At 67.0% G+C, this 22,514-nt stretch carries 22 protein-coding genes and 1 pseudogene; 14 read left to right on the forward strand and 9 right to left on the reverse strand.

The window, feature by feature from the left end:
- Positions 1–71 precede the first annotated feature (71 nt).
- Both AB0M22_RS17885 and AB0M22_RS17890 read left to right on the forward strand, forming a co-directional pair.
- Positions 72–386: a nuclear transport factor 2 family protein gene (locus AB0M22_RS17885; protein WP_364727519.1), complete on the forward strand. Its 315-nt coding sequence runs from the start codon at positions 72–74 to the stop codon at positions 384–386.
- A gap of 863 nt (positions 387–1,249) precedes the next feature.
- Entirely contained in the window at positions 1,250–2,008 is a 759-nt protein-coding gene (locus AB0M22_RS17890; protein WP_364727522.1) for an SDR family oxidoreductase, read from the forward strand.
- A gap of 3 nt (positions 2,009–2,011) precedes the next feature.
- On the opposite strand, the gene AB0M22_RS17895 is transcribed toward AB0M22_RS17890, so the two are convergent.
- Complete coding sequence (locus tag AB0M22_RS17895; RefSeq protein WP_364727525.1) at positions 2,012–2,632, reverse strand: TetR family transcriptional regulator; 621 nt, start codon at positions 2,630–2,632, stop codon at positions 2,012–2,014.
- Between the two features lie 205 nt (positions 2,633–2,837).
- Here AB0M22_RS17895 and AB0M22_RS17900 point away from each other — a divergent pair, with 205 nt between their 5' ends.
- From AB0M22_RS17900 to AB0M22_RS17910, 3 genes and pseudogenes are all read left to right on the forward strand, one after another.
- Complete coding sequence (locus AB0M22_RS17900) at positions 2,838–3,953, forward strand: FAD-binding oxidoreductase (protein WP_364727527.1); 1,116 nt, start codon at positions 2,838–2,840, stop codon at positions 3,951–3,953.
- A 20-nt stretch (positions 3,954–3,973) separates the two neighbouring features.
- Complete coding sequence (locus AB0M22_RS17905; protein WP_364727530.1) at positions 3,974–5,122, forward strand: acyl-CoA desaturase; 1,149 nt, start codon at positions 3,974–3,976, stop codon at positions 5,120–5,122.
- A pseudogene (locus tag AB0M22_RS17910) lies at positions 5,123–5,326 on the forward strand (hypothetical protein); the annotation flags it as partial. It abuts the gene before it with no gap.
- A 138-nt stretch (positions 5,327–5,464) separates the two neighbouring features.
- Here AB0M22_RS17910 and AB0M22_RS17915 read toward each other — a convergent pair.
- On the reverse strand, positions 5,465–5,998 hold the full coding sequence (locus AB0M22_RS17915) for a DUF4254 domain-containing protein (RefSeq protein ID WP_364727533.1): 534 nt from the start codon (positions 5,996–5,998) through the stop codon (positions 5,465–5,467).
- A gap of 395 nt (positions 5,999–6,393) precedes the next feature.
- On the opposite strand from AB0M22_RS17915, the gene AB0M22_RS17920 reads away from it, so the two are divergent.
- On the forward strand, positions 6,394–6,714 hold the full coding sequence (locus AB0M22_RS17920) for a hypothetical protein (protein ID WP_364727536.1): 321 nt from the start codon (positions 6,394–6,396) through the stop codon (positions 6,712–6,714).
- Here the strand turns inward: AB0M22_RS17920 and AB0M22_RS17925 are convergent.
- Positions 6,711–7,373, reverse strand: a complete 663-nt coding sequence (locus AB0M22_RS17925; RefSeq protein WP_364727539.1) for a TetR/AcrR family transcriptional regulator — start codon at positions 7,371–7,373, stop codon at positions 6,711–6,713. The two genes, AB0M22_RS17920 and AB0M22_RS17925, sit on opposite strands and share 4 nt — an antisense overlap.
- 128 nt (positions 7,374–7,501) lie before the next feature.
- Between AB0M22_RS17925 and AB0M22_RS17930 the strand changes: the two genes are divergently transcribed.
- Positions 7,502–9,559: a CocE/NonD family hydrolase gene (locus AB0M22_RS17930; RefSeq protein ID WP_364727541.1), complete on the forward strand. Its 2,058-nt coding sequence runs from the start codon at positions 7,502–7,504 to the stop codon at positions 9,557–9,559.
- On the opposite strand, the gene AB0M22_RS17935 is transcribed toward AB0M22_RS17930, so the two are convergent.
- Positions 9,556–10,392 carry an SAM-dependent methyltransferase gene (locus AB0M22_RS17935; protein WP_364727543.1) on the reverse strand — a complete coding sequence of 279 codons (837 nt, stop codon included), beginning with the start codon at positions 10,390–10,392 and terminating at the stop codon, positions 9,556–9,558. The genes AB0M22_RS17930 and AB0M22_RS17935 overlap by 4 nt on opposite strands.
- Before the next feature lie 200 nt (positions 10,393–10,592).
- Between AB0M22_RS17935 and AB0M22_RS17940 the strand changes: the two genes are divergently transcribed.
- On the forward strand, positions 10,593–11,297 hold the full coding sequence (locus AB0M22_RS17940; RefSeq protein WP_364727546.1) for a DUF4389 domain-containing protein: 705 nt from the start codon (positions 10,593–10,595) through the stop codon (positions 11,295–11,297).
- Positions 11,298–11,329: 32 nt separating this feature from the next.
- Here AB0M22_RS17940 and AB0M22_RS17945 read toward each other — a convergent pair whose 3' ends face one another.
- Genes AB0M22_RS17945 through AB0M22_RS17955 form a run of 3 tightly spaced genes read right to left on the reverse strand, consistent with a single transcriptional unit; the run spans position 11,330 to position 13,995 of the window.
- Positions 11,330–12,319 (reverse strand): ATP-binding cassette domain-containing protein, encoded by a 990-nt coding sequence (locus AB0M22_RS17945; RefSeq protein ID WP_364727549.1) that lies wholly within the window; start codon positions 12,317–12,319, stop codon positions 11,330–11,332.
- A gap of 1 nt (position 12,320) precedes the next feature.
- Entirely contained in the window at positions 12,321–13,148 is an 828-nt protein-coding gene (locus tag AB0M22_RS17950; RefSeq protein ID WP_364727552.1) for an ABC-2 family transporter protein, read from the reverse strand.
- Complete coding sequence (locus AB0M22_RS17955) at positions 13,141–13,995, reverse strand: ABC-2 family transporter protein (RefSeq protein ID WP_364727555.1); 855 nt, start codon at positions 13,993–13,995, stop codon at positions 13,141–13,143. Before AB0M22_RS17955 ends, AB0M22_RS17950 begins: the two co-directional genes overlap by 8 nt.
- A gap of 130 nt (positions 13,996–14,125) precedes the next feature.
- On the opposite strand from AB0M22_RS17955, the gene ectB reads away from it, so the two are divergent.
- The 4 genes from ectB (at position 14,126) to AB0M22_RS17975 (ending at position 18,277) form a co-directional block, all read left to right on the forward strand.
- Positions 14,126–15,382, forward strand: a complete 1,257-nt coding sequence (gene ectB / locus AB0M22_RS17960; protein WP_364727558.1) for a diaminobutyrate--2-oxoglutarate transaminase — start codon at positions 14,126–14,128, stop codon at positions 15,380–15,382.
- A 153-nt stretch (positions 15,383–15,535) separates the two neighbouring features.
- On the forward strand, positions 15,536–15,859 hold the full coding sequence (locus AB0M22_RS17965; protein WP_150403248.1) for a hypothetical protein: 324 nt from the start codon (positions 15,536–15,538) through the stop codon (positions 15,857–15,859).
- Positions 15,856–17,271, forward strand: coding sequence for a hypothetical protein (locus AB0M22_RS17970; protein WP_364727562.1), 1,416 nt, complete (start codon positions 15,856–15,858; stop codon positions 17,269–17,271). The genes AB0M22_RS17965 and AB0M22_RS17970 overlap by 4 nt, the downstream gene beginning before the upstream one ends.
- A 58-nt stretch (positions 17,272–17,329) precedes the next feature.
- Positions 17,330–18,277, forward strand: coding sequence for a hypothetical protein (locus AB0M22_RS17975; protein WP_364727564.1), 948 nt, complete (start codon positions 17,330–17,332; stop codon positions 18,275–18,277).
- A gap of 3 nt (positions 18,278–18,280) precedes the next feature.
- Here AB0M22_RS17975 and AB0M22_RS17980 read toward each other — a convergent pair whose 3' ends face one another.
- Positions 18,281–19,519 (reverse strand): MFS transporter, encoded by a 1,239-nt coding sequence (locus tag AB0M22_RS17980; protein ID WP_364727567.1) that lies wholly within the window; start codon positions 19,517–19,519, stop codon positions 18,281–18,283.
- Between the two features lie 236 nt (positions 19,520–19,755).
- Between AB0M22_RS17980 and AB0M22_RS17985 the strand changes: the two genes are divergently transcribed.
- Together AB0M22_RS17985 and AB0M22_RS17990 are read left to right on the forward strand one after the other, a co-directional pair.
- Positions 19,756–20,463 carry a respiratory nitrate reductase subunit gamma gene (locus tag AB0M22_RS17985; RefSeq protein ID WP_364727570.1) on the forward strand — a complete coding sequence of 236 codons (708 nt, stop codon included), beginning with the start codon at positions 19,756–19,758 and terminating at the stop codon, positions 20,461–20,463.
- Positions 20,464–20,587: 124 nt separating this feature from the next.
- Positions 20,588–22,042 (forward strand): cytosine permease, encoded by a 1,455-nt coding sequence (locus AB0M22_RS17990; protein ID WP_364727573.1) that lies wholly within the window; start codon positions 20,588–20,590, stop codon positions 22,040–22,042.
- Here the strand turns inward: AB0M22_RS17990 and AB0M22_RS17995 are convergent.
- The gene (locus tag AB0M22_RS17995) at positions 22,015–22,278 is read right to left on the reverse strand and encodes a GlsB/YeaQ/YmgE family stress response membrane protein (protein ID WP_364727576.1); all 264 of its coding nucleotides are present in this window, start codon (positions 22,276–22,278) and stop codon (positions 22,015–22,017) included. The two genes, AB0M22_RS17990 and AB0M22_RS17995, sit on opposite strands and share 28 nt — an antisense overlap.
- Positions 22,279–22,514: the final 236 nt, after the last annotated feature.

The raw sequence follows: 22,514 nt of genomic DNA on the forward strand, positions 1-22,514 counted from the left end.
CAGAACGCGTGGAAGGCCTTCGCAGCACACGATTTCGATCAGATCGCGGCATGCTTCACCGAAGACGCCGAATGGCTCGCGCCCCGCAGAACGCCACCGCCGTCTTCCTGGACGGGCCGAGCCACATGATCGGCCGCGCGGTCATCGCGGACTTCATCGCGCACGGTTTCCCGAAGCTGTTCGCGAAGGACGTGGCACTCGCCTTCCACGGCTTCTATGCCGAAGGCGACCGGGTCATCGTCGAGGAGACCATGCGCGCCACCCTGATCAACGGCAACCACTACGAAAACGACTACTGCTTCATCTTCGTACTCCGCGACGGCCTGATCCACCGCGTCCGCGAATACATGGACACCGCCCGCGGCCACCAGATGATCTTCGGTTAGCCGCCGACCGCTGAACAGCCACCACGCACCACCTGCGCGCGATCGGCATGACCAGTTGGCGGTCCAACTTCGCAGGCAGATTCACTGACGACACCACTGCAAAACCGCCGCCGACCATCCCGCTCTTGTCCGAAGCGTTTGTGACGGGACCACAGCCAAGGAACCACGCCGGAACTTGACGAATACGCATCTGACTGCGGGAGGTAAGCCGGGTACGGCACACGACGCGCCCAGCACTGCTTCAGTGAAAACCTGTGTAGGTCTTCAGCTTTCTATCGTCAGGTCACCCTGGGACGTCTGTTGTTGTGCCTGCCTGGATAGGTAAACCTGCTCCAAGGGAATGATCGAGTAATGCTGGGCACGTCAGGTGGGGTACCCGGCTTACCTCCCGCAGTTGGGATGGGCAGCGTGGGGGTTCCGGCGTGGTTCCTTGGCTGTGGTCCGGTTTTAGAGAGGGTTGGGAAACGAGTGGGTGAGGTGGTCGGGGGAGTGGGGTGGTTGCCCTTGGTGGTCGGGGTGAGTCAAATGGTGGTTCGCGCGCATCGAGGTTAGTCATATGGTCGTTAAATGATCTTGTAGAGCGACCATTTGACTCGCCTCGATGCGTGCACGTGGCGGAGGGCTGGTCGGGGCGGGTCGGATGGTGGGTGTTGAAGATCAGCAAATGATCTTTTGACTCGAGTCGAGTGTGCACAGGGCTGCTGGGGCGGCGCTGCCCGTGCCTGCGTCGAGGTGGTGGTTCACGCACACCTTTTGACATCTGCACGGGTGTCGGGGCGGCGAGTTGGTGTGCGGGAGGTCAGGTGGTGTGCGGGGTGGGATTGTGGCGGGGGATTATCGGGACGCGGCACTAGCATCGGCCTGTGGCGCTTTCGTATGTGGTGACCGGTGGGGGACGGGGGATCGGGCGGGGAATTGTGGAGCGGCTGCTGGGGGTGGACGGCGTCGTGGTGGCGGTCGAGCTCGAGCCGGCGGCGCTGGCCTGGGCGGGGGAGCGGGTGATTCCGCTGATCGGTGACGCGTCGTCGACGGAAATCGCGGAGGCGGCAGCGGATCTCGCGCAGGAGGCGGGCACGCTGACCGGGTGGGTGAACAATGCGGCCGTATTCCGGGATGCCTCAGTGCATTCCGACTCCGCCGACCGCGTCGTCGAGCTGATCGCCGCCAACCTCGCGCCCGCCGTCGTCGGCTGCACCACCGCCGTGCGCCGTTTCCTGAACAGCGAAAGCCCCGGCGCGATCGTGAATATCACCTCACACCAAGCGCAACGCGCGGTATCCGGCGCACTGCCCTACAGCACCGCCAAGGCCGCCATCGAAGGACTCACCCGCGCGCTCGCAGTCGAGTACGGGCCCAAGGGAATTCGTGTGAACGCGGTAGCCCCCGGCTCCGTCGCCACCGAGCGCTACGCCGAATTCCTCGCCGCCCTGGACCCTTCGGCGGCCGCGCGGGTCGAGCAGCAGATGGCCGACCTACACCCGATCGGCCGAGTGGCCACCACCGATGAAGTGGCCGCAGCGGTCGCCTATCTGCTCTCGCCGGATGCGAGCTTCGTCAACGGCGCGGTGTTGCCCGTGGACGGCGGCCGCTCGGTCCTCGCGATCGATCCCGAGGCTCGCTGAGGGTCAGCGTTCCTTCGGTGGCCACCATGCGCCCATGCCCAGCGAGATCAGGCGCATCTGCTGGACGGTGCGGTCGATGATGTTGTCCTGTTCGCGGGGGAGGGCGGAGAGGTAGGCGACGATGCCGTCGGTGACCGTGGAGACCAGGAGGTCGGCGGCGATCTCCAGGTCCGCGGGGGACCAGGAGTCGAGGGCGGAGATGCGGGAGAGGTCGGCGACGAGTTCGCGGACGATCAGTTGCAGTTCCAGCGCGATGGATTTGCGTAGCGCGGCCGAACCGCCGTGGCGTTCGCGGGTGAGGAAGCCGAAGAGTTCACGTTTCGGCTCGACCTGGGCGAACACGAAGCGCACCGTGTCGGACAGGCTCGCGTCGGGCTTGCGGCGCACCTCGCGCAGCGCCAGGCGCAACGCGGTGATGCCGTCGTCGACCAGTTGCGCGCCGAGGTCGTCGAGTGAGGCGAAGTGCCGGTAGAAGGCGGTCGGCACGATGCCCGCGCTCCGGGCGATCTCGCGCAGGCTCAGTGCGGCGAACCCACGGTCGGCGGCCAGCGCCAGGGTGCCGTCCAGTAGGGCCTGTCGCGTGCGCTCCTTGCGCTCGCCTCGAGTTGCTGCCTGCTCGCTCATCACGGTGAGCATACATCCGTTCACCATTCCATTAATCCCAAGATGTAGTTCGTGTCACATGTTTTGCCGGTTGACACCGGACCCCGGTCATCGGTCACACTAGTTGAGTGTACAGACGTACACTGAAATTGGAACGCAACGTCGCGGCCCTGACTAGTCGACCAGCCCTCGACCAGAGGCACCCGACACGAGGCACGGAGAACGAATGGTGGATCTCATCAACCTGGTGCAGACCCTGACCTCGCCCCACCCGCTGGACCGGTACCTGGAACTCGTGCGCCCCACGCTCACCGCGCGGGAGATGCGCGCCGAGGTCATCCAGGTGGACCGCTCGGTCCCCGGTTCGGTGACGCTCACCCTGCGCCCGACCCGGCAATGGAAAGGCCACGCCGCCGGGCAGTACGTCCAGATCGGCGTGGTGATCAACGGTGTCCGGCACGCCCGCTGCTATTCGCCGGTCAACCCGGCGGCCGGGCGGAGCAGGCACATCCAGCTCACCGTCAAGGCGCATCCCGACGGCCTGGTCTCGCAGTACCTCGCGCGCAACGCCGCGCCGGGCCTGGTGGTCGATCTGGAACCGGCCGCGGGCGTGTTCAAGCTGCCCGACCTGCGCCCGGACCGGGTGCTGCTGATCAGCGGCGGCAGCGGCATCACGCCGGTGCTGTCGATGCTGCGCACCCTGGCCGACGAGGGTTACCCGGGTGAGGTCGTCTTCCTGCACTACGCGAAATCGCCCGAGGTGGTTCCGCACCGCGCGGAACTCGACGCGATCGCCAAGCGGCACAAGAACTTCCGCATCGAACTACGGCATCCGTGGCGGTCCGACACCACCCGGATCGACGCCACCGCCCCGTGGGTCGACGTGGCGCCCGCGCAGTCCAGCGGGTATTTCGACTACGACGAGCTGGAGCGGGTGGCGCCGTGGTTCGCCGACGCGCACACCTACGTCTGCGGCCCGCAGCCGCTGATGGACGCGGTGCGCAAGATCTACGAGGCCGAACAGCTCGACGATCGGCTGCACACCGAGGAATTCACCCTCTCGCTCACGCCGGTCAACGCCGACGACGTCTTCGGCACGGTGAACTTCTCGGCCAGCGGCATCGCCGCGGACAACGACGGCGCGCCCCTGCTGGAGCAGGCCGAGGCCGCGGGCCTGAGCCCGGAATTCGGCTGCCGGATGGGAATCTGCTTCTCCTGCACCGCGGTTCGCCGCACCGGTTGCACCCGCAACCTGCGCACCGGCGAGACCGACAGTGACCCGGATCAGCCCATCCAGCTCTGCATCAACGCCCCCGTGGGCGACGTCGACATCGACATCTGACGAACAAAGGATTCCTCGACATGACAATCCTCACCGAAACCGAAGACGGCCCGCTGGTACTGAGCCCGGACCAGATCGAAGAACTCGGCAAGGCGCTCGACGAGCTCCGCGCCAGGACGGTCGCCGACCTCGGCGATCGCGATCGCGAATACCTCTACTCGATCATCAAGGCGCAGCGCGGTTTCGAGATCGCCGGCCGCGGCCTGATGTACCTCGGCTTCCTGCCGCCGGTCTGGCTGGCCGCGGTCGCCGCGCTGAGTGTGTCGAAGATCCTGGACAACATGGAGATCGGCCACAACGTCATGCACGGCCAGTACGACTGGATGCGTGAGCCCGGCCTGAATTCCCGTGTCTTCGAATGGGATACGGTCTGCCCGGCGGATCAGTGGAAGCACTCGCACAACTACATCCACCACACCTTCACCAACATCCACAACAAGGACCGCGACATCGGCTACTCCATCCTGCGGATGGACGAGAGCCAGTCCTGGAACGTCTTCCGGCTCGGCCAGCCGCTGTACGCCTTCGCGCTGATGATGCTGTTCGAGTGGGGCGTGATGGCGCACGACCTGGAGGTCGAGAATGTCGTGCGCGGCAAGCGATCCTGGGCCGACATCAAGCGCACCGTGCTCGGCCAGGTCAAGAAGGCGGGCAAGCAGGCGCTCAAGGACTACGTGGTGTTCCCCGCGCTGACCGGCCCGCTGTTCGTCAGCACGCTCGCGGGCAATGTGACCGCGAACCTGGTCCGCAACGTATGGGCCTACTCGATCATCTTCTGCGGTCACTTCCCCACCGGCGTACAGACGTTCACCGAAGCGGAGACCGAGAACGAGACCCGCGGCGAGTGGTACATCCGGCAGATGCTCGGCTCGGCGAACATCACCGGCAGCAAGCTGTTCCACATCATGTCCGGCAATTTGTCGCATCAGATCGAACACCACCTGTTCCCGGACATCCCGGCCGCGCGTTATCCGGAGATCGCGCCGGAGGTCCGCGCATTGTGTGAAAAGTACGGATTGCCGTACAACACGGGCTCGTTCAGCAAGCAGATCGGCTCGGTGTGGCTGAAGATTTGCAAGCTCGCGCTGCCGCCGAGCTTGGTCAAGAGCGATCCGTCTCCCGGTGTTATCGTGATGCGTCAGCGAAAGGCAAGCGAAGTGGGCGTGTGAATGATCGGGAAATTCGAAAGCAACAAAGACCTCATTCAAGAATTGACATCCTCGGGTGCCAAGCATGTCGGCAATATCGCCGGCATCATCGCGGGCACCGTCGCGGAGGTCACCAAGGAGATCGGTGAGTGGTTCACCGACGCGATCGAGATGAAAGAGGCCGCCGAGGCCGCCCGGCGCGATGCCGAGGCCGCGCGCGACCTCGACCTCGACCTCGACCTCGATCTCGATCTCGATCTCGACGATGATCTCGAGCCGGCCCCGAAGCCGACCGTCACGACCGCCGAGGCGCCGTTCGTCGACGCCGAGGTGGTCGAGCCGGGAGTCGACGAGACCCGCTGATCACCACACCGGCAGCCGGCGCCGGTGCTCGGTGACATCGGTGATCAGATCCCGATATCCGTCGGTCAGTTCGGCGAGCCTGCACCATTGCAGGTGGGCTTCCCCGTCCACCTGCACCGGGTGCGTTCGCTGCTGCGGTGTTCTTCGCAAAGCTCGTTGTGCCGCAATCCATTTCGCCGCCAGCCGATCGATCACCGCGCCGAGCGTCTCGGTATGCAACGAGGCGCCGCCGCGGTGCTCGACGTTGTCGGCCACCCAGGCGTCGATGCGCCCGACCAGCTCCGCCCGATCGCCGTCGATGTCCTCGATCAACAGGCTGCACGCCGCGACCCGCCCCTCGGCCGCGTCCGGTGCGTGCGCCGCTTCGATCGCCTGGTTGCGTTGCTCGTGACATTCGACGAGTAGCCGGGCGGCGCTGAGCACGCTGTGCCGATGCCGGTTCGGGTCGTCGGGTTCGCGGAAGGCACGCAATAGTTCGGCCGGCGGGGGTAACTCTTCGGTTCCGTTACGGACGCCTGCGTATTCGGTCGGCATGTGCGTACACCCCTGCGGTAACGATCCCATTCTGGATGCGCCAGGGCCGAGGGGGATTTCGGGGAGGGGCACCCCTCGGCTCCGGCGCAGCCCCGCACTCGGACGCCACCCCCCAAAGTCCACCAGCACGGCAAAGTTACCGGGAAATCCGCGACGATGCGATGAGGAAGACGCCCCGAGAAATCGGGACTCTTTCAGGAAAGCGCGGCTATCGAATCGACGCAATAGTATGGTGTACAAATCTGAAAGCCGCTGGTAAATCGTTATGCACCGTTACGGCGAGGTCACGCGAGTGCACCGTCGGCATTACCGGCAAGCAGCGGCGGGCGCACGAGCAGCTACCCGATCGGCGCGGCGGCTGCGCGGGGTCCTTCGATCGGCTAGCCTCGGTGTTCGTGCCCGCCTACGTGTCATCACCCGAACTGACATTCGGGTTCATGTTCGCGCTGGAAGACCCCGAGCGAATCGGAGAGGTCGTGCGCACGCTCATCGTTCGCAAGACCGTATCGGTCTTCCGCCTCGCCCGGCTGTCCGACGACGACGGACCACCGGAACGTTATGTGGTGAATTGGGCCGTCATACCGCAGATTTCGATCACCACCGAGGCGCCGGAACCCGATGAACTCCAGGCGCAAGGCATCATGCTGGTCAACGCATTTCTCAGCGAGGACGGCGAAGTGAGCCTGTATTCGTCGCAGGGGACCGGTCCGGGCTAAGCGTCCCATTCCGGCACGCCGAACAGCGCCATGGTGATCTGGTACAGGTGTGCACCGAGCGTCGGCAGCGCTTGTGCGCCAGGGCCTTCCAGGCAATCGCGAATACGATCGTCCACCGCGCCGATGAGTGCGTCGAAGATGTCGGCCGGAATATCCACCGGGATATCGCCCTCGGTGCGCCCTATCCGGAAGGCCGCGTGCATCCGGTGCGCCAGCAGCGTTTTCATCTGCCTGCGTTGCTCGGCCACGATCGGCCCGGCGACCAGACATTCGATGTGCAATGCGCGGGCGTAGATCCCGTTGTCCGCCAGCACCTGGAGATAGGTCTCCAGCGTGGTGCGGATGAGCGCGCGCCATTCGGCCCGCGGGGTGGCCCGCACGCTGCTGTCGAGTTCGCCGAGCACGAGTTCGACCGCGGCCTCGAAGGCCTCGGCGAAGCAATCGTCGCGGCCGCGGAACAACTGGTAGAAGGTGCGCCGGGAGACGTTCGCGCGGGCCACGATATCGCCGACAGTTGTTTCGCCGTAACCTCTTTCGGCGACGGCCTCCAGCACCCCCAGGTACATCCGCATGCGCTGCGAATGCGCCACCGCCTCCGGCGTCATGCCGTGTGTGCCGCGTGGCAGACGGCCGCGGTCGACGCCGGCTTCTAATCCCATCACCTGACAATAGTCGCTCGCGGAGAGTGACCGCGGTCATACTTGCCCTTTCAGTGTGGTCCCCGTTACTCTCACATCCACCATAGGTACGCAAGTGTTTCTAAGTAGGTAGCAAGGGGTCGAGGTCGATGAGGACAGTTCGCCGCGTAGTGAGCCGGGTCGGGATCCTGGCGATTGCGACCGCCATGACCGCACTCTGGGTGGTGCCGAGCACGGCCACCGCCGAGTCGCCACCGGACGGCGGTGACCTGGGCCGGCAGTGGACGGCCGGCTACGACGGCCCGGCGAAGTATCCGGGGCCGGTGCACATCGACTTCGACGTGCCGATCACGATGAGCGACGGAACGGTGCTCAAGGCCAACATCTACCGGCCGGTCGACGCCGCCGGGCGGATAGTGGACGAGCCGCTGCCGACGATCGTCAATCTGACCCCGTACACGAAATTCGCCTCGCTGATCGCCGACATCGCCCTGAACATCCCGGTCCTGTCGGACGCGCTGATCCAGCTGGTCAATCGGTTCGACTTCGGCGGAACGCCGTTCGACTCGATCACCGATCTGACCAAGGCGCTGGCCGGCGGCGCGCCGCGCGCGTTCGGCGCAGACCGCAAGCTGGTGCAGCAGGGTTACACCTACATCGTGGCCGACGTGCGCGGCACCGGGTACTCGCAGGGCGCCTGGCAGTTCTTCCAGGCCCGGGAGAACCAGGACACCCTGGAACTGATCGACTGGGCGAGCAAGCAGGGGTGGTCGGACGGCAATATCGGCATGTCCGGCATCTCCTATTCCGGCATCAATCAATTCAAGGCGGCCGAACAGAATCCGCCCGCACTCAAGGCGATCTTCCCGATCGAGGGCAGCACGGACACACTCACCGATGTCGCCTTCCCCGGCGGTGGCCTCGGATTGTTCGCCCCGCTGTATATCGCGGCGGTCGACCTGATCTCGAATTTCCCGGACCCGGTCGGCATCGCGCTCGGCCACCTGGATTACCAGTGGCTGCTGGACCGGGTGGCTACGCCGCTGGAATTCTTCGACTACATCCTGATGGCGTTGTCGCTCAACGTGGATTCGGTGCCGCAGCCGCTGAAGGACCAGTTGCTGCCCGGCAGCTCGCTGCGCTCGGCGTTCACCGACAGTCATCCGGAGCGGATCCAGGTCCCCACCTTCGCCTACGGCGGCTGGCAGGACATCTTCGCCTCGTCGAGTGCGCGCTCGTTCTCCGATATTCCGCTGCCGCCCGAGCGCAAGAAGCTCATCATGGGCGACACCTACCACTTCAATCCCGGTTCCGGTCTCGGTGATCCGGGCAAGCCGCCGCGCCTGGACGTGCTCCAGAAGGCCTGGTTCGACAAGTGGCTCAAGGGCATCGACAACGGCATCGACCAGTACGGCCCGGTCGTGCTGTGGCAGCAGGGCGGCGGCTGGACCACCACGTCGTCGTTCCAGCGTCCGGACATGGAATACCAGCGGATGTATCTCTCGCCCACCGTCAGCGGCACCGCGACCAGCGTCTACGACGGCTCGCTCAGCGCGCAAACACCGGATGCCGCAGCACAATTGACGGTCTCGCCGGTCACCGGGCTCACCTCGCTGTGCTCCCGCGACGCGGCGGTCGAATCCGCGGGCGTCATCAGCTTGCTCAATTTCTGCGGCCGCGACGATCGCATCCACGAGCTCGGCGGTCTCACCTTCACCGGTGCGCCGGTCGCCGAACCCACCGTGCTGTCCGGTCCGATCAACGTGCACCTCAACACGATGTACGACAACATCGAGGGCTACTGGGCCGTCACCGTGAATGATGTTGCGCCGAACGGACAGTCGACCGTGCTGGCCAGCGGTCAGCTCGCCGCCTCGCTGCGTGCGGTGGACGAGGACAAGAGCACCAAGGATGCCGACGGCGACTACACGCACACCGTGTACAAGCTGACCCTCGCCGACCGCCAGACCCTGGTGCCGGGCCAGCCGACCGTGCTCGACGTCGGGGTCAACCCGGTCGACGCGGTGCTCCAGCCGGGACATCGGTTGCGGGTCAACGTCTTCGCGAGCAACTTCCCGCGCGGCATCCTGCCGCCGCCGCTGCTCTTCGACGGCGGCATCCTGAATTCGGTTGCGCCGCAACACCTGCTGCTCGACCCGGCCTCGCCCAGCTTCGTGAACGTGCCGCTGAGCCGGCCGCTGGGTTAACCGCGCACGACGGCCCGGAGCAGGTGCGGGCCGGGGCGCTCCGGGGTATCCGCCGGAGCGCCCGCATAGCGGATGGCGGTGGCGGAAGGGCCGAGGTCCTCGACTACGTCGAACCCGTGGCGGTGCAATTCTGCGGCCAGGTCCGGCGGGGAGAAGAAGCTGAGCCAGCGTTCGTTGATCTGCGACAGGCGCTGCTTGCGGAACTCCGCGGCGGCGTGTTCCTCAGGCGTGGAGGGGATCACGGGTTCGGCGTAGTCCAGGACCAGCTGACTGCCCGCGGCGAGGCCGCCGAGGTAGCCCAGGGTCGAGCCGATGGCGGCCCGGGTGAGGTAGACGGTGACGCCGAGCCAGATCACGAACGCGGGCTCGGCCGGATCGAAATCCGTTGCGGCGATGGCCTCGCCGAGGGTCTGGTGCTCGAAGTTCACCGGCACGTAGGTCATCGAGGGTGGCACCGCGATGTCGGCCGCGCGCAACCGTTTCCGCTTCCACTCCTGGGTGTCGGGGTGGTCGACCTCGAAGACCCGCAACTGCGGGTGTGGATTCCGGTAGGCGAAGGTGTCCAGCCCGGCGCCGAGGATGATCGCCTGCCCGGCGCCGGCGGCGACCGCCTCGGCGAGTGCGTCCTCGGCGAATCGTGATCGGGCGGCGACCAATAGCCGGATCCGGCCGTGTGTGTCGTGGTCGAAGAAGGAGTCGGTGAGCGCGGGCATGGCGCCGACGATCGGCACGGCGAGCGGATCGTGGAAGATCCGGCCTGCGTCCGCCACTTGGTGATGCGCGCGGTAGACGGCGGCGCCGAGCGCGGTGCGGCTCGGTTCTCCGGTCTGCATAGGACCTCCCCTTCCAGGTGGAATCGAGCCTACCGGGCGATTACGGCGGAGTTTGTGACACGCCAATGCCGTGCGTCCCTATTCGTTGGCGTGTCGGTACCCGATCGTGGCGTTCGTGACCGCCGAATACGCGAGAATCACCTATATTCCGCACCTGGTTTGTGGCGTGGATCGAAAGGCACCCGAAAGGAGCGTCGATCATGGAACCCGAAAACCCTGTCAACACTGCGAAACTGGCTTATCCGGTGAATCCCGTTCGTGTCCGAGGGGATCTGGATCCCGCGTTGTCGCGGTGGATGTGGCTGGTCAAGTGGCTGCTGGCCATTCCGCATTACATTGTGCTGATCTTTCTGCACATCGCCTATTTCGTCCTCACGGTGGTCGCGTTCTTCGTGATTCTGTTCACCGGTAAATACCCGCGGGCGATGTTCGACTTCAATGTCGGGGTGATGCGCTGGACCTGGCGGGTCGAGTTCTATGCGCTCGGCGTGCTCGGCACCGACAAATACCCGCCGTTCAGCCTGCAACCGAACGCGGACTACCCGGCCGATCTCGAGGTCGACTATCCGGAGCGGCTGCATCGCGGCCTGGTGCTGGTGAAGTGGTGGTTGCTCGCCATACCGCACTACCTCATCCTCGGCGCGATGATGAGCGGCGGCATGACGTTCTACATGTACGACGACGACAGCTGGTCCGGTGCGGGCAGCATTCCGCTGATCAGCATCCTGCTGGTCGTCGCGCTGATCGGGTTGCTGTTCACCGCGCGGTACCCGCAGGGCGTGTACGACTTCGTCATGGGCATCAGCCGGTGGACCATCCGCGTGCAGGCCTATGCCACGCTGATGCGCGACGAGTACCCGCCGTTCCGGCTCGACCAGGGTGCTCGCGAGCTCGAAACCCGTTGAGCTACACCGCAACACCGAATCCGCCCGCTGACTCAGCGGGCGGATTCGTATATCCGGCGGACCACGTCCTCGATCTCCGGCTCCTCGATGGACAGATCGCGCACCTCGGCCCGGTCGGAGACCAGCGCGAGCAGCTGTGCGGCCGTGGTCTTTTCCGGATCGAAGGCCAGTCGCTGCCGCATCCCGCCTGCCTCGGAGCCCAGTAGCCGCGCACAGGGCAGATCGTCGATGTCGGGGGCCGGCTCGGCCAGATCGACCACCAGGACCCGCCGGGCGCCCACCGTGGCGGCCAGGCCGGTCAGCGACCCGTCGTAGACCAGCCGACCGTGATCCACCACGAGCACACGGCCGCACAGCCTTTCGATGTCACCCATGTCGTGCGTGGTGAGCAGCAGCGTGGTGCCGCGGTCCGCGCGTTCGGCGCGCAGGAATTCGCGCAGCCGTTGTTTCGACAGCACGTCCAGGCCGATGGTCGGCTCGTCCAGGATCACCAACTCGGGTGAATGCAGCAGCGCCGCAGCTACTTCCGCGCGCATGCGCTGGCCGAGCGAGAGCTGGCGCACCGGGGTGTCCAGCGTATCGGCCATCTCCAGCTGCTCGATCAGCTCGTGCTTGCGCTTGCGCGCGAGGTCCGGGTGCAGCCGGTGGATGGCGGCGAGGATCGAAAACGATTCGCGCAGTGGCAGATCCCACCACAGCTGGGAACGCTGCCCGAACACCACGCCGATCCGCGCGGCCAGCTCGCGGCGCTGCCGGACCGGTTCCAGCCCGCAGGTGCGCACGCTGCCCGAGGTCGGCACCAGGATGCCGGTGAGCATCTTGATCGTGGTCGACTTGCCCGCGCCGTTCGCGCCGATATAGCCGACCGCCGTGCCGCGTTCGATCCGGAAGGACATCCGGTCCACCGCGGTCAGCGTCTCGCGGCGTCGCCGCCAGTTCTTGCCGATCTTGCGGGACAGGGTGAATTGCCTGGTCAGGTTCTCGATGTCGATGATCGCGTCCGCCGAGCCGGATGCTGCCACGTCAGCCGCCCCCTCCTTGATAGTGCCGAGTACCGAACCGCCAGAAACTCAGCGCCAGCAGCCACACCCAGAGCACCGCCAGCGGGGTCAGCCAGACCAGCCATGCGGGCAGCAGCGCCGGACCCGGCAGCCGCAGCAGCGCGATGGTCGGCAGATACGCGGTGAAGCAGACCGGAATGGCGAAGCCGAACAACAGCTTCAGCGGCGTCGGAAACACCGTGGCCGGTTGCACCGCGGCGAACGAGCCGCCGTAGGTGAAGCTGTTGGTGAGCTCCGCGCCGTCGATCAGATAGAACTGCAATCCGGCCGCGCACACGAAAATGCCACCGAACAAGGCGATTCCGCCGATCAAGGTGAGTAGCACCAGTCCGAACGCGGCCGCGTTCCACTCGATGTCGTTGCGCAGGAACCCGAAACCGAGCACCACCAGCGCGACGGCCGCGCGGGCGAACCGCCGCAGCGAGATGTCGCTGGTGATCAGCTGGAGCAATAGTGGTTGCGGCCGTAGGTGATACGCGTCGAGCTGGCCCATCCGGATCAGCGTCGGCAGCGTGTCCAGATGACCGAACAGCACCTGTGCCAGCGCGAAGGTCGACTGCCCGAACCCGAACAGCAGCAGCGCGGCGTTCAGATCGAGGCCGCCGAGCACCCGGACGTTGTGGAAGATCACCCACACCTCGGCGAATTCGACCAGGCCGATCAGGAACGCGCTGAAAACCTCGCTGACGAATGACAATCGGTAGGCCTGCTGGGCGCGGATGCGCGAGCGCAGCACCGCCGCGTACGGGCTGAACCAGGTCCCGGCCGGCGCCAGGCTCGGCTCAGCCACCCTGCACCTCCAGCTTGCGCCGCCCGGCGGCCAGCAGCACCCGGCCGAGGCCGCCGACGACCAGCACCCAGAACACCTGCACGGCAACCACGCCCACGGCGGCCAGGCCGGTGATCCGGCCGGAGAGCACATCGATCGGCGATTGCAGGATCGAGGGGAACGGCGTCGCCTGGGCGATGGTGCGCAGCCAACCGGGAAACATGTGCACTGGCACAAAAAGTCCGGCGAGGAAGGTCCCGGTGACCTGGTACAGCACCCGCAGGCCGCGGGTCTCCACGACCCAGAACCCGATCAGCGCGACGGCGAACAGGCAGAGGAACGAAATGGCCACGGCGAGCAGCACGCTCACCGCGCCGAGCAGGTAGGGCAGGGGAGTGTTCGGCATGGCGAGCCCGAAGGTGAACACGCCGATCAGCACGCTCGGCACCCCCCGCGGCAGGATGGTGCACGCGGCCCGGCCGAGATCACCGGCGAGGTAACCGAATTGGACGTCGACCGGGCGCAGGAAATCGATCGCGATGTCGCCGTTCTTCACCCGATCGGCCAGGTCCAGCGGCGGTCCCATGAATTGCATCGCGCCGAGCAGGCCCTGGGAGAGCCACACATACGCACCGATGGACCCCTCGTTGTAGCCGCCGAAATCGCCCGTCGCCCGCACCGCGGCGAGCATCACCGCCGCCCGCACGAAGCCGAATACGCAGTTGGTGAACAGGCCGGCGAACATGGCCAGCTTGTACTGCGACTGCCGGCGGAAACCCGCGCGCACCAGCTGCGCGTAGACCGCGAACGCGCGCCACGAATGCCTGGTCGCGACGAGCCTCCCCTCCCCGTTTGCTCTCCCGCGCACAAAGAGTCAAGCCTAATCCCCGCCTGATGGCACGCGGAACCCCTCGCGGCGGTTTTTGGAAAAGTGCCTCATCGCGACCGCGACAGTGTTAGAAACACAGTCACTTCAGATTGTGTGAGAAGGATCGCCGATGACCGCCGCCGGGATGACCATTTTCGAGGCCCTCGAATCCAATGTGCGCGGCTACTGCCGGTCCTGGCCCGCGGTGTTCGACACCGCGAGCGGCGCCTGGCTGCGCGACGAGCACGGCAGGGAGTACCTGGACTTCTTCGCCGGCGCGGGCGCGCTGAACTACGGCCACAACAACCCGGTGCTGAAACGGGCGCTGCTGGACTACATCGCGGGCGACGGCATCACGCACGGGCTGGACATGTCGACCGTGGCCAAGCGCAGGCTGCTGGAAACGCTGCGGGACACGGTGTTCGGTCCGCGCGGGCTGGACTACAAGGTGCAGTTCCCCGGGCCGACCGGGGCCAACGCGGTGGAGGCCGCGCTCAAACTCGCGCGCAAGGTGACCGGACGGGCCCAGATCCTGAACTTCACCAACGCCTTCCACGGCATGTCGCTCGGCGCGCTGTCGGTCACCGGCAACGCGGCCAAGCGCGCGGGCGCGGGCGTGCCGCTGCCGCACACCACGCCGATGCCCTACGACGGATACCTCGACGCGCCCGACGAGCTGAGCTGGATGCGGCGCGCGCTGGACGATCCGTCCTCCGGTCTGGACAAGCCGGCCGCGGTGATCGTGGAGACGGTGCAGGGCGAGGGCGGCGTCAATCTGGCGCGCGCGGGCTGGCTGCGGGAACTCGCCGAACTCTGCGCGGCGCGCGGCATCCTGGTGATCGTCGACGACGTGCAGATGGGCTGCGGCCGGACCGGTCCGTTCTTCTCCTTCGAGGCCGCGGGCATCCGCCCGGACATCGTCACCCTGTCCAAGTCCATCGGCGGCTACGGATTGCCCATGGCGCTGGTGCTTTTCAAACCCGAATTCGACCAGTGGACGCCCGGCGAGCACAACGGCACCTTTCGCGGCAACAACGCGGCCTTCGTCACCGCACGGGTCGCGCTGGAGCACTACTGGTCCGACCCGCGGCTCGAGTACGCCACGCTGGCGAAAGGCGCACGGATCGAACGGGAGCTGACCGAGCTGGCCGCGACCGTTCCGGGCGCGCGGGTCCGTGGTCGCGGGCTGGTGCACGGCCTGGCCTTCGACGATGCCTCGCTGGCGGGCAAGGTCTGTCAGTCCGCGTTCGACCGCGGCCTGCTGGTGGAAACCTCCGGCGCGGTCGGCGAGGTGGTGAAACTGATGCCGCCGCTGACCATCACCGACGCCGAAATCGGCCACGGCCTGGGCCTACTGGCCGACGCCGTCACCGAGGTCTGCCACTGACCTGCTCGCCAGCGCATGACATTGCGCGCGATGATTGCCATACTCAGGCGGAACGGACTCGCGACGATCGGACGCAGGCTGTCCAGGTCGCGCAGTAGGCTTGTCTCGAATCATGTCGCGGTAGCGAAAGACTCGGAACCCGGGAGGGGAACGGTGGACACGCTGAAGCTGGATCCGGCGGCGGTGGCCGCTTACACCGCGATCGCGGACGCGGTCTCCCAACAGTTGGCCTCGGCCGCGGCGGTCGCCTCCGGGGCGGTGAATCAGGACCGACTGACCGCCGATCTCGGCTTGATCGGCGCGGACTTCGCGGCGCGATTCACCACGGCGGTGTCCGAACACGCCCAAGCGTTGTCCACGGCCGGACAACTCGTCGGCACCTACGGCGAAATCCTGCGCGGCTACAGCACGGACATGCAGGGTATCGATACCGAGACCGCGGGCGTCATCACCAAGACCGGAGAGGCCCTGACATGAGAAGCCTTTCCGGACTACGCAGGCGACCGGCGCCCCCGACCCGCACCGAGACCGCCGCGCCCACCACGACCTATCTCGATCCGAACGTGGATCCGCCGATCGTCGCCGCCCTGGTGCGCCCGCTGTTGCAGCTGCGCTCCACGCTCGGCACCGGCGTCGGCGTGCCGAACCAGACCGCCACCAGCGCGCTCTCCTCGGCGTCCACCCAGGCCGCCGACGTGGAGGGCCCGCACCGCGACGGCCTGCACGCGCTGGAGTCGACCTGGACCTCCCGCGGCGCCGACGCCGCGGTGCCCGCGCTGCGCACCACGCAGACCGAGATCGGCGAAATCTCCGATCGCGGACCGGCTTACCTCAGCGTGCTCGGTGACGCGCATGCCACCAGCGCCCGCGCCGCGCAGACCGTGGACCAGATCATCGCCGACTTCCGCCGCGACGCGCGCGAGATCCTCGGCAACGCCACCGCGGCCCCGGACACCGACGCGGTGATCGCGCGCGCGACCCAGGCCCTGCGGGACGCCCTCACCACGGTCAATACCGCGCAGACCGAGATGGACGACCACAGCAGGCGACTCGACCAGATGGGCCCGCTGACGGTCACCCAGCCCTCCGGCGTCACCGCCGCGCAGCCGAGCGCCTCCGGCCAGTTCATCCCGGGCGGCACAACTCAATTCAATCCCGGCGCCACGACGCCGAGCCAATACGTTCCCGGCACGGTCCCCAATGTCGGCGCGAACGGGCAGCCGATCGATCCGGCGCTGGCCGCGCAGCTCCAGTTGCAGCAGCAGCTGATCTCCGCGGGCGTGCAGGTCGGCACCGCCGCGATCAACGCGGGCGTCGACATCGGCACCAACATCATCGACAAGATCGCCGGCGTCGGTACGCACATCATCGACAAGGTGGCCGAGGTCGGCACGCACGCCATCGACACCGTGGCGGCCGGCGCGGACAAAGCGGTGACCGAGGCGATCCGTCCCGGCAGCACCACCGGCGACCAGTCGAACGGCTCGACCAACTCCGGCAACTCGCCGAAGCTGTTCGACTTCGGCGCGGGCACGCGGCCGTCCACGCCGTCGCAGCCCACCGGACCCGGCACGGTGATCCCGCTGTCGCCGAACGGATCCACCGGCGGGTCCGCCCCGTCGGCGCAGGTGACCGCGCCTGCCCCCGAATCAAAGCCCGCACCCGCGCCCGCTCCCGAAGCGCAGGCCCCGGCGGACAACCCGTCGCGCTCGGCCAGCCCGGACCAGCAGTCCCATCCGGGAACCAATGGGGGAGTGGCGATGCCACCACCGCCGCGCGCCGACGACCAGGAGCACAAGCCCAAGGACGGTCAGCTCGGTGTCACCGTGCCGACCGCCACCGTCGCGGTGACCCCAGTTCTCGGCGACTACGACGATGACACCCTCTGAGCCGAACTCTCCGAGTCGGCCAGAGGGGCAGGGTAATCCGTTCGATACCGGGCTGCCCATGCTGCGCACGCCCGTCGGCAAGGCGAAGAAGCGGCGGCGCTCGTCCGGTCGCCGCGCGCCGGTGCGTCGCCGAGAACCGGAGGTCGCCGTGTCCGACCCGCTCATCCCCGCCGATCCGGATCGACCGCGGCGCACCGGGGACTGGGAAGAATGGCTCGAACCGCAGCGGATGTCCGAGCCGCCGCTGGAACCGCAGATCGAGCACGATCGGCGTCGGATGCGGGCCACGGAGTTCGACGCCGAAGGCTACGAGGAGAACGTCGCCCCGGCGCCCGCGATCATCAACCGGTCCGGCGTCCACCCCGGCGTCCCGCTGCGCCATCCGATCAAGCGGCGGGATCCGCAGCGCGGCAACAAGGTCCTCGCGGTCCTGATCGTGCTCGGCATCGGGATCGCGGTCGTCTCGATCCTGCTCGCCGCCGTGCACGGCTTCGGCAAGGGCGACTCGTCCACCGCGGCCACCGCGACCGGACTCACGCCCGCGACCGCCCCGGCCAAGAATTCCGCCGGCACCTCCGCCGCGACCACGACGGTGGCGCCCGCACCGGCGGCGGCGATCGCGACACAAGGCTGCGAGCAGAAGCGCACCCAGGACGCGGTCTCCGGCACCGACCCCGGCGGCACCGCCAACGGGCCCGACGCCATCCTCGCCTTCGAATACGCCTACTACGTGGAACGTTCGGGTTACCGGGCGCGCGCGGTGGTCGCCGACAACGCCATCGTCTCGCCCGCCGAGCAGATCCAGCGCGGCATCAACCAGATCCCCGTCGGCACCCGCTACTGCGTGCAGATCACCCGATCGCGCGACGGCGACGACGGGCTCGCGCACTGGGAAGTCCAACTCACCCAGCAGTATCCGGGCGAGCAGCCCAAGACCTTCACCCAGCTCATCACCACCCGCACCCTCGCGGCGCGCACTCTGATCACCGCGATCGCTTCCGCCTGAGGGTTATTCGCGGGCCGAGCGCCACGGCAGCAGGACGACCGAGACCAGCATCAGGGCCGCCCCGGCGGCGATCGCGGTGCGCGCGCTGGTCTGGCTGGCCAGCACGCCCCAGGCGACGGTGGCCGCGGCGGTGACCAGGCGGGCGGTGATGGTCCAGGCGGTGAGCACGCGCGCGACCTTGTCGTCCGCGGTGTGCAACAGGCGATAGGTACTGAACGCCGGGTTGAAAATGCTGATGCAGGTGATCATTCCGATCTCGACCGCCATCACCAGCAGCAGTCCCTTCACGCCCGGCTGCACCAGCGGCAGTCCGAGCAACCACGGCACCCGCGCGACGCCGAACCCGAGCAGGATCCGGCGCTGCCCGAAGCGGCGAACCAGCGGACGGGCCAGCCGGGCGCCGATGACCCCGCCGAGGCAGGGCACGCCGAAGCCGAGCCCGTACTGCCACGGCGCGAAACCGAGGTCGTTCAACATCAGGTAGGCCAGCACCGGCGCCGTCGCCATGATCAGCGAGTTCACCAGCACGGTGTTGCACATCAGCACGCGCAGTACCGGATTCGCGGCGATCGTGCGCCAGCCCTGGGTGATCTCGACCAGCCGGGAAGGCGCGGCGGGCCGGACCGGCGGGGCGGGCTCGGGCGCCTCGATCGAGCGGATACACAAGGCGGACAGCACGAAACTGACCGCGTTCAGCACCACCGTGACGACCGGACCCAGCACCCCGATGAGCACCCCGCCCAGCGGCGGCCCGACCGCCGTGGAGACCCAGGTGGCGGTCTCGAACCGCCCGTTGGCCGCGAGCAGATGTTCCTGGGCGACAAGGCCTTTCAGATGCGCGCTACTGGCGCCGAGGAAGACGATGTCCGCGACCGCGACCACCACCGCGACCATCAGCAACTGCGGATAGCTCAGCGCGCCGGCGAAATACGCCGCCGGCACGGTAAGCAGCACCAGGAACCGCAGTAGATCGGCACGAATCATCAACTGCCGCTTGGGCCGGAACTCGATCCAGGCCCCCAGCGGAACCGCCAGCACCGCACCCACCGCGCCACCGGCGGCCGCCATCAACGACACCTGCAACGCGCCCACATGCAGCACCAGGACGGCGATCAGCGTGAAGGCGTCCAGCGCGAGAAAGGTGCCCACCGAGCTGATCGCGAACCCACGCCAGAGCCGCTCGAAGTCCCGCCCGAGCCCGGGGCCGCCCACCACCTGAGCCGACAACCGATTGGTGACCATCGCAGCGATCCAACCCGGCCCGGGCGCCGGGGGCAAGCCGCTCGAGCCGGGGCACCGGGTCGCTTGCCGCGGGTATCGACGACCGATCGGTGATTTATGGCATTGATTGACAATTCTGCGGAATGGGTTGTGCCGCGCACTGCCGACTAATACATGGGCAGTTCGGCCCTTGTTTGAACGCCGGGTGTCTGCGAAGGTGGTGCGTACCTCGGATAGTTTGAAATTTTATTAGTTCGATGGAAAAGGCGGGTCGGCAGATGATGTCGGTGCTGTGGATCATCCTGCCTTACAGCGCGTTTCTATCCTTTCTCGTCGGCCACCTGTGGCGCTACCGGCACGATCGATTCGGCTGGTACACCGCCACTCCGGAGACCGACCGGGCCCAGCGGATCGGGGCGAGCGCGTTTCGCATCGGGTTGACCGGCGTATTCGTCACCCGGCTCACCGACTTCCTCACCTCCGGCCCGCATTCGCACCCCGAGGGCTGGATCTACGGCACCATCACGGTCGTCGAGATCTGCGCTCTGGCGACAGCGACTATCGGCGCGGTGTTGCTGTTCGTGCCCGACATGATCGGCAGCCCGGCCCGTCCCGTAGTGAGCCCGCTGGACCGCATCACCTTCCCGATCCTGGTGGCCGGCCTGCTGACCTGGGTGGCGATCAAGTTCGACCCGAACTCCTCCGGCGAGGGCTACCGCACCGCCGAGACGCTGTTCGCCTGGTTCCGCTCGCTGTTCAGCCTGCACCCGAATCCCGAGCCGATCGAGCACGCGCCGATCATCTACCAGGCGCGCGGCCTGGTCCTGATGCTGTTCATCGCGGTCTGGCCCTACACCCGCCTCGCCAGCTTCCTCGCCGAGCCGCTCTACCGCCTGGCCCGGCGCTGGCCGTCCGCCTCCTCGGCGCAGCCCGAGCGGGAGCTGTCCGCCCCGCAGCGGAGCTGAGCCGGACCCGCTGTTCCGGCGGGTCCGCTGCCCCCATTTCCGGTGCCACGCAAAGAAGTACAAGACCGTCCAGTGTGCGCCATACTGCATGATCGGACACGGTGACAGCGCGGAAGGCGGGCCCATGGCGGACGAGCGACTCGACACGGGCGGTTCGATCGAGCGCCGCACCATCGAGGTGATTCCCGACGCGGAGCGCCACGGCACGCCGTTCAGCCAGTTCACCCTGTGGTTCGGCGCGAACATGCAGATCACCGCGGTGGTCGACGGCGCGCTCGCGGTGGTGTTCGGCGCCGACGCGTTGTGGGCGATCATCGGGCTGCTGGTCGGCAACGTCCTCGGCGGCATCGTGATGGCCCTGCACTCGGCGCAGGGCCCGCGCCTCGGCCTGCCCCAGATGATTTCCAGCAGAGCGCAATTCGGCGTCTTCGGGGCGGTGCTGCCGCTGCTGCTGGTGGTGGTGATGTACCTCGGCTTCGCCGCGACGGGCACGGTGCTGGCCGGGCAGGCGGTGAACAAGATCCTGCACATCGACAACGCGACGGTCGGCATGCTGATCTTCGGCGCGCTCACCGCGGTGGTGGCGGTGACCGGGTATCGGCTGATCCATGTGGTCGGCCGGATCGCCACCGTGGTCGGCGTCCTCGGCTTCACCTACCTGGGCGTCCGGCTGTTCACCGAATACGATGTCAGCGCCTATATCGGGGTGAAGTCGTTCGACGTGGTGACTTTCGTGCTGGCGATCTCGCTCGGCGCGGGCTGGCAGCTCACCTTCGGCCCCTACGTCGCCGACTACTCGCGCTACCTGCCCCGCTCGACCAGCGACCGCACCACCTTCCTGGCGACCTTCGCCGGCAGCGTGCTCGGCTCGCAGTGGTCGATGACGTTCGGCGCGCTGGTGGCCGCGGTGGCGGGAAAAGCGTTCCTGGGCAACCAGGTTGGTTTCATCGGCGATCTCGCGGGCCCGTCCGCGCTGGCGCTGCTGATCTATCTGGTGATCGTGGTCGGCAAGCTGACGGTGAACTGCCTCAACGCCTATGGCGGGTTCATGTCCATCCTGACCTCGGTGACCGCGTTCAACCGGCAGTCGCGCACCACGCCGTTCGCCCGCGCCGCCTACATCGTCGGCTTCACCGCGGTTTCGCTGCTCGTCGCGATCGGCGCCAGCGCCGACTTCCTCGGCAACTTCAAGAACTTCGTGCTCACGCTGCTGATGGTGTTCACCCCGTGGAGCGCGATCAACCTGATCGACTACTATCTGATCTCCCGCGAGCGCATCGACATCCCGGCGCTCTACGACCCGGACGGCCGCTACGGGCGCTGGAACGTCACCGCGCTGGCCTGCTACGTAGTGGGTGTGCTCGCCCAGATCCCGTTCCTGGCCCAGCAGCTCTACACCGGTCCGATCACCGAAAAGCTCGGCGGCGCAGACATTTCCTGGATCGTCGGCATCGTGTTCACCGCCGCGATCTACTACCCGCTCGCCCGGCGCACGAGTAACCCGCCGGATCGAATGATCTATCCGGCGGGCACCGTGGAATCAGGGGACGGTCAGACTCGCGCGCGCACGAACTTGTAGATGACCAGCAGGATCACCGCGCCGACGATGGCGCCGAGGAAGGCGTGATTGACCGGCGGTTGCAGGGTGAACTTGTGCGGTGCGAACACCAAGCTGCCCAGCGTGCCACCGACGTAGCCGCCGATGATGCCGAGCACGATCGTGCCGATCCAGCCGAAGTTCTCCTTGCCCGGGACCAGCAGGCGCGCGATGGCTCCGGCGATGAGGCCGATGATGATCATCGAGATGATGCCCATGGATTCGCTCCTTGAAATTCACAGGGTGTGACGCACGGGAGACGCCGCGATCAGTGTGCGGGATACCCGGGTTTCGCGCGCGGTAATCGTGCGCCGGATACGCATCGAAAGGATGAACTTCCACTCGCGTCCAGTAGCTTTCGGCCACCCGCTCGGTAGCGGTCGGCGGGCGCTCCCGGTCGCTCGGGTTTCGCGCACTGCAACAGATGCAACACAAACATCATAAACTGTTGCAT

It is taken from the genome of Nocardia sp. NPDC051756, from assembly GCF_040681495.1.
Lineage (GTDB): Bacteria > Actinomycetota > Actinomycetes > Mycobacteriales > Mycobacteriaceae > Nocardia.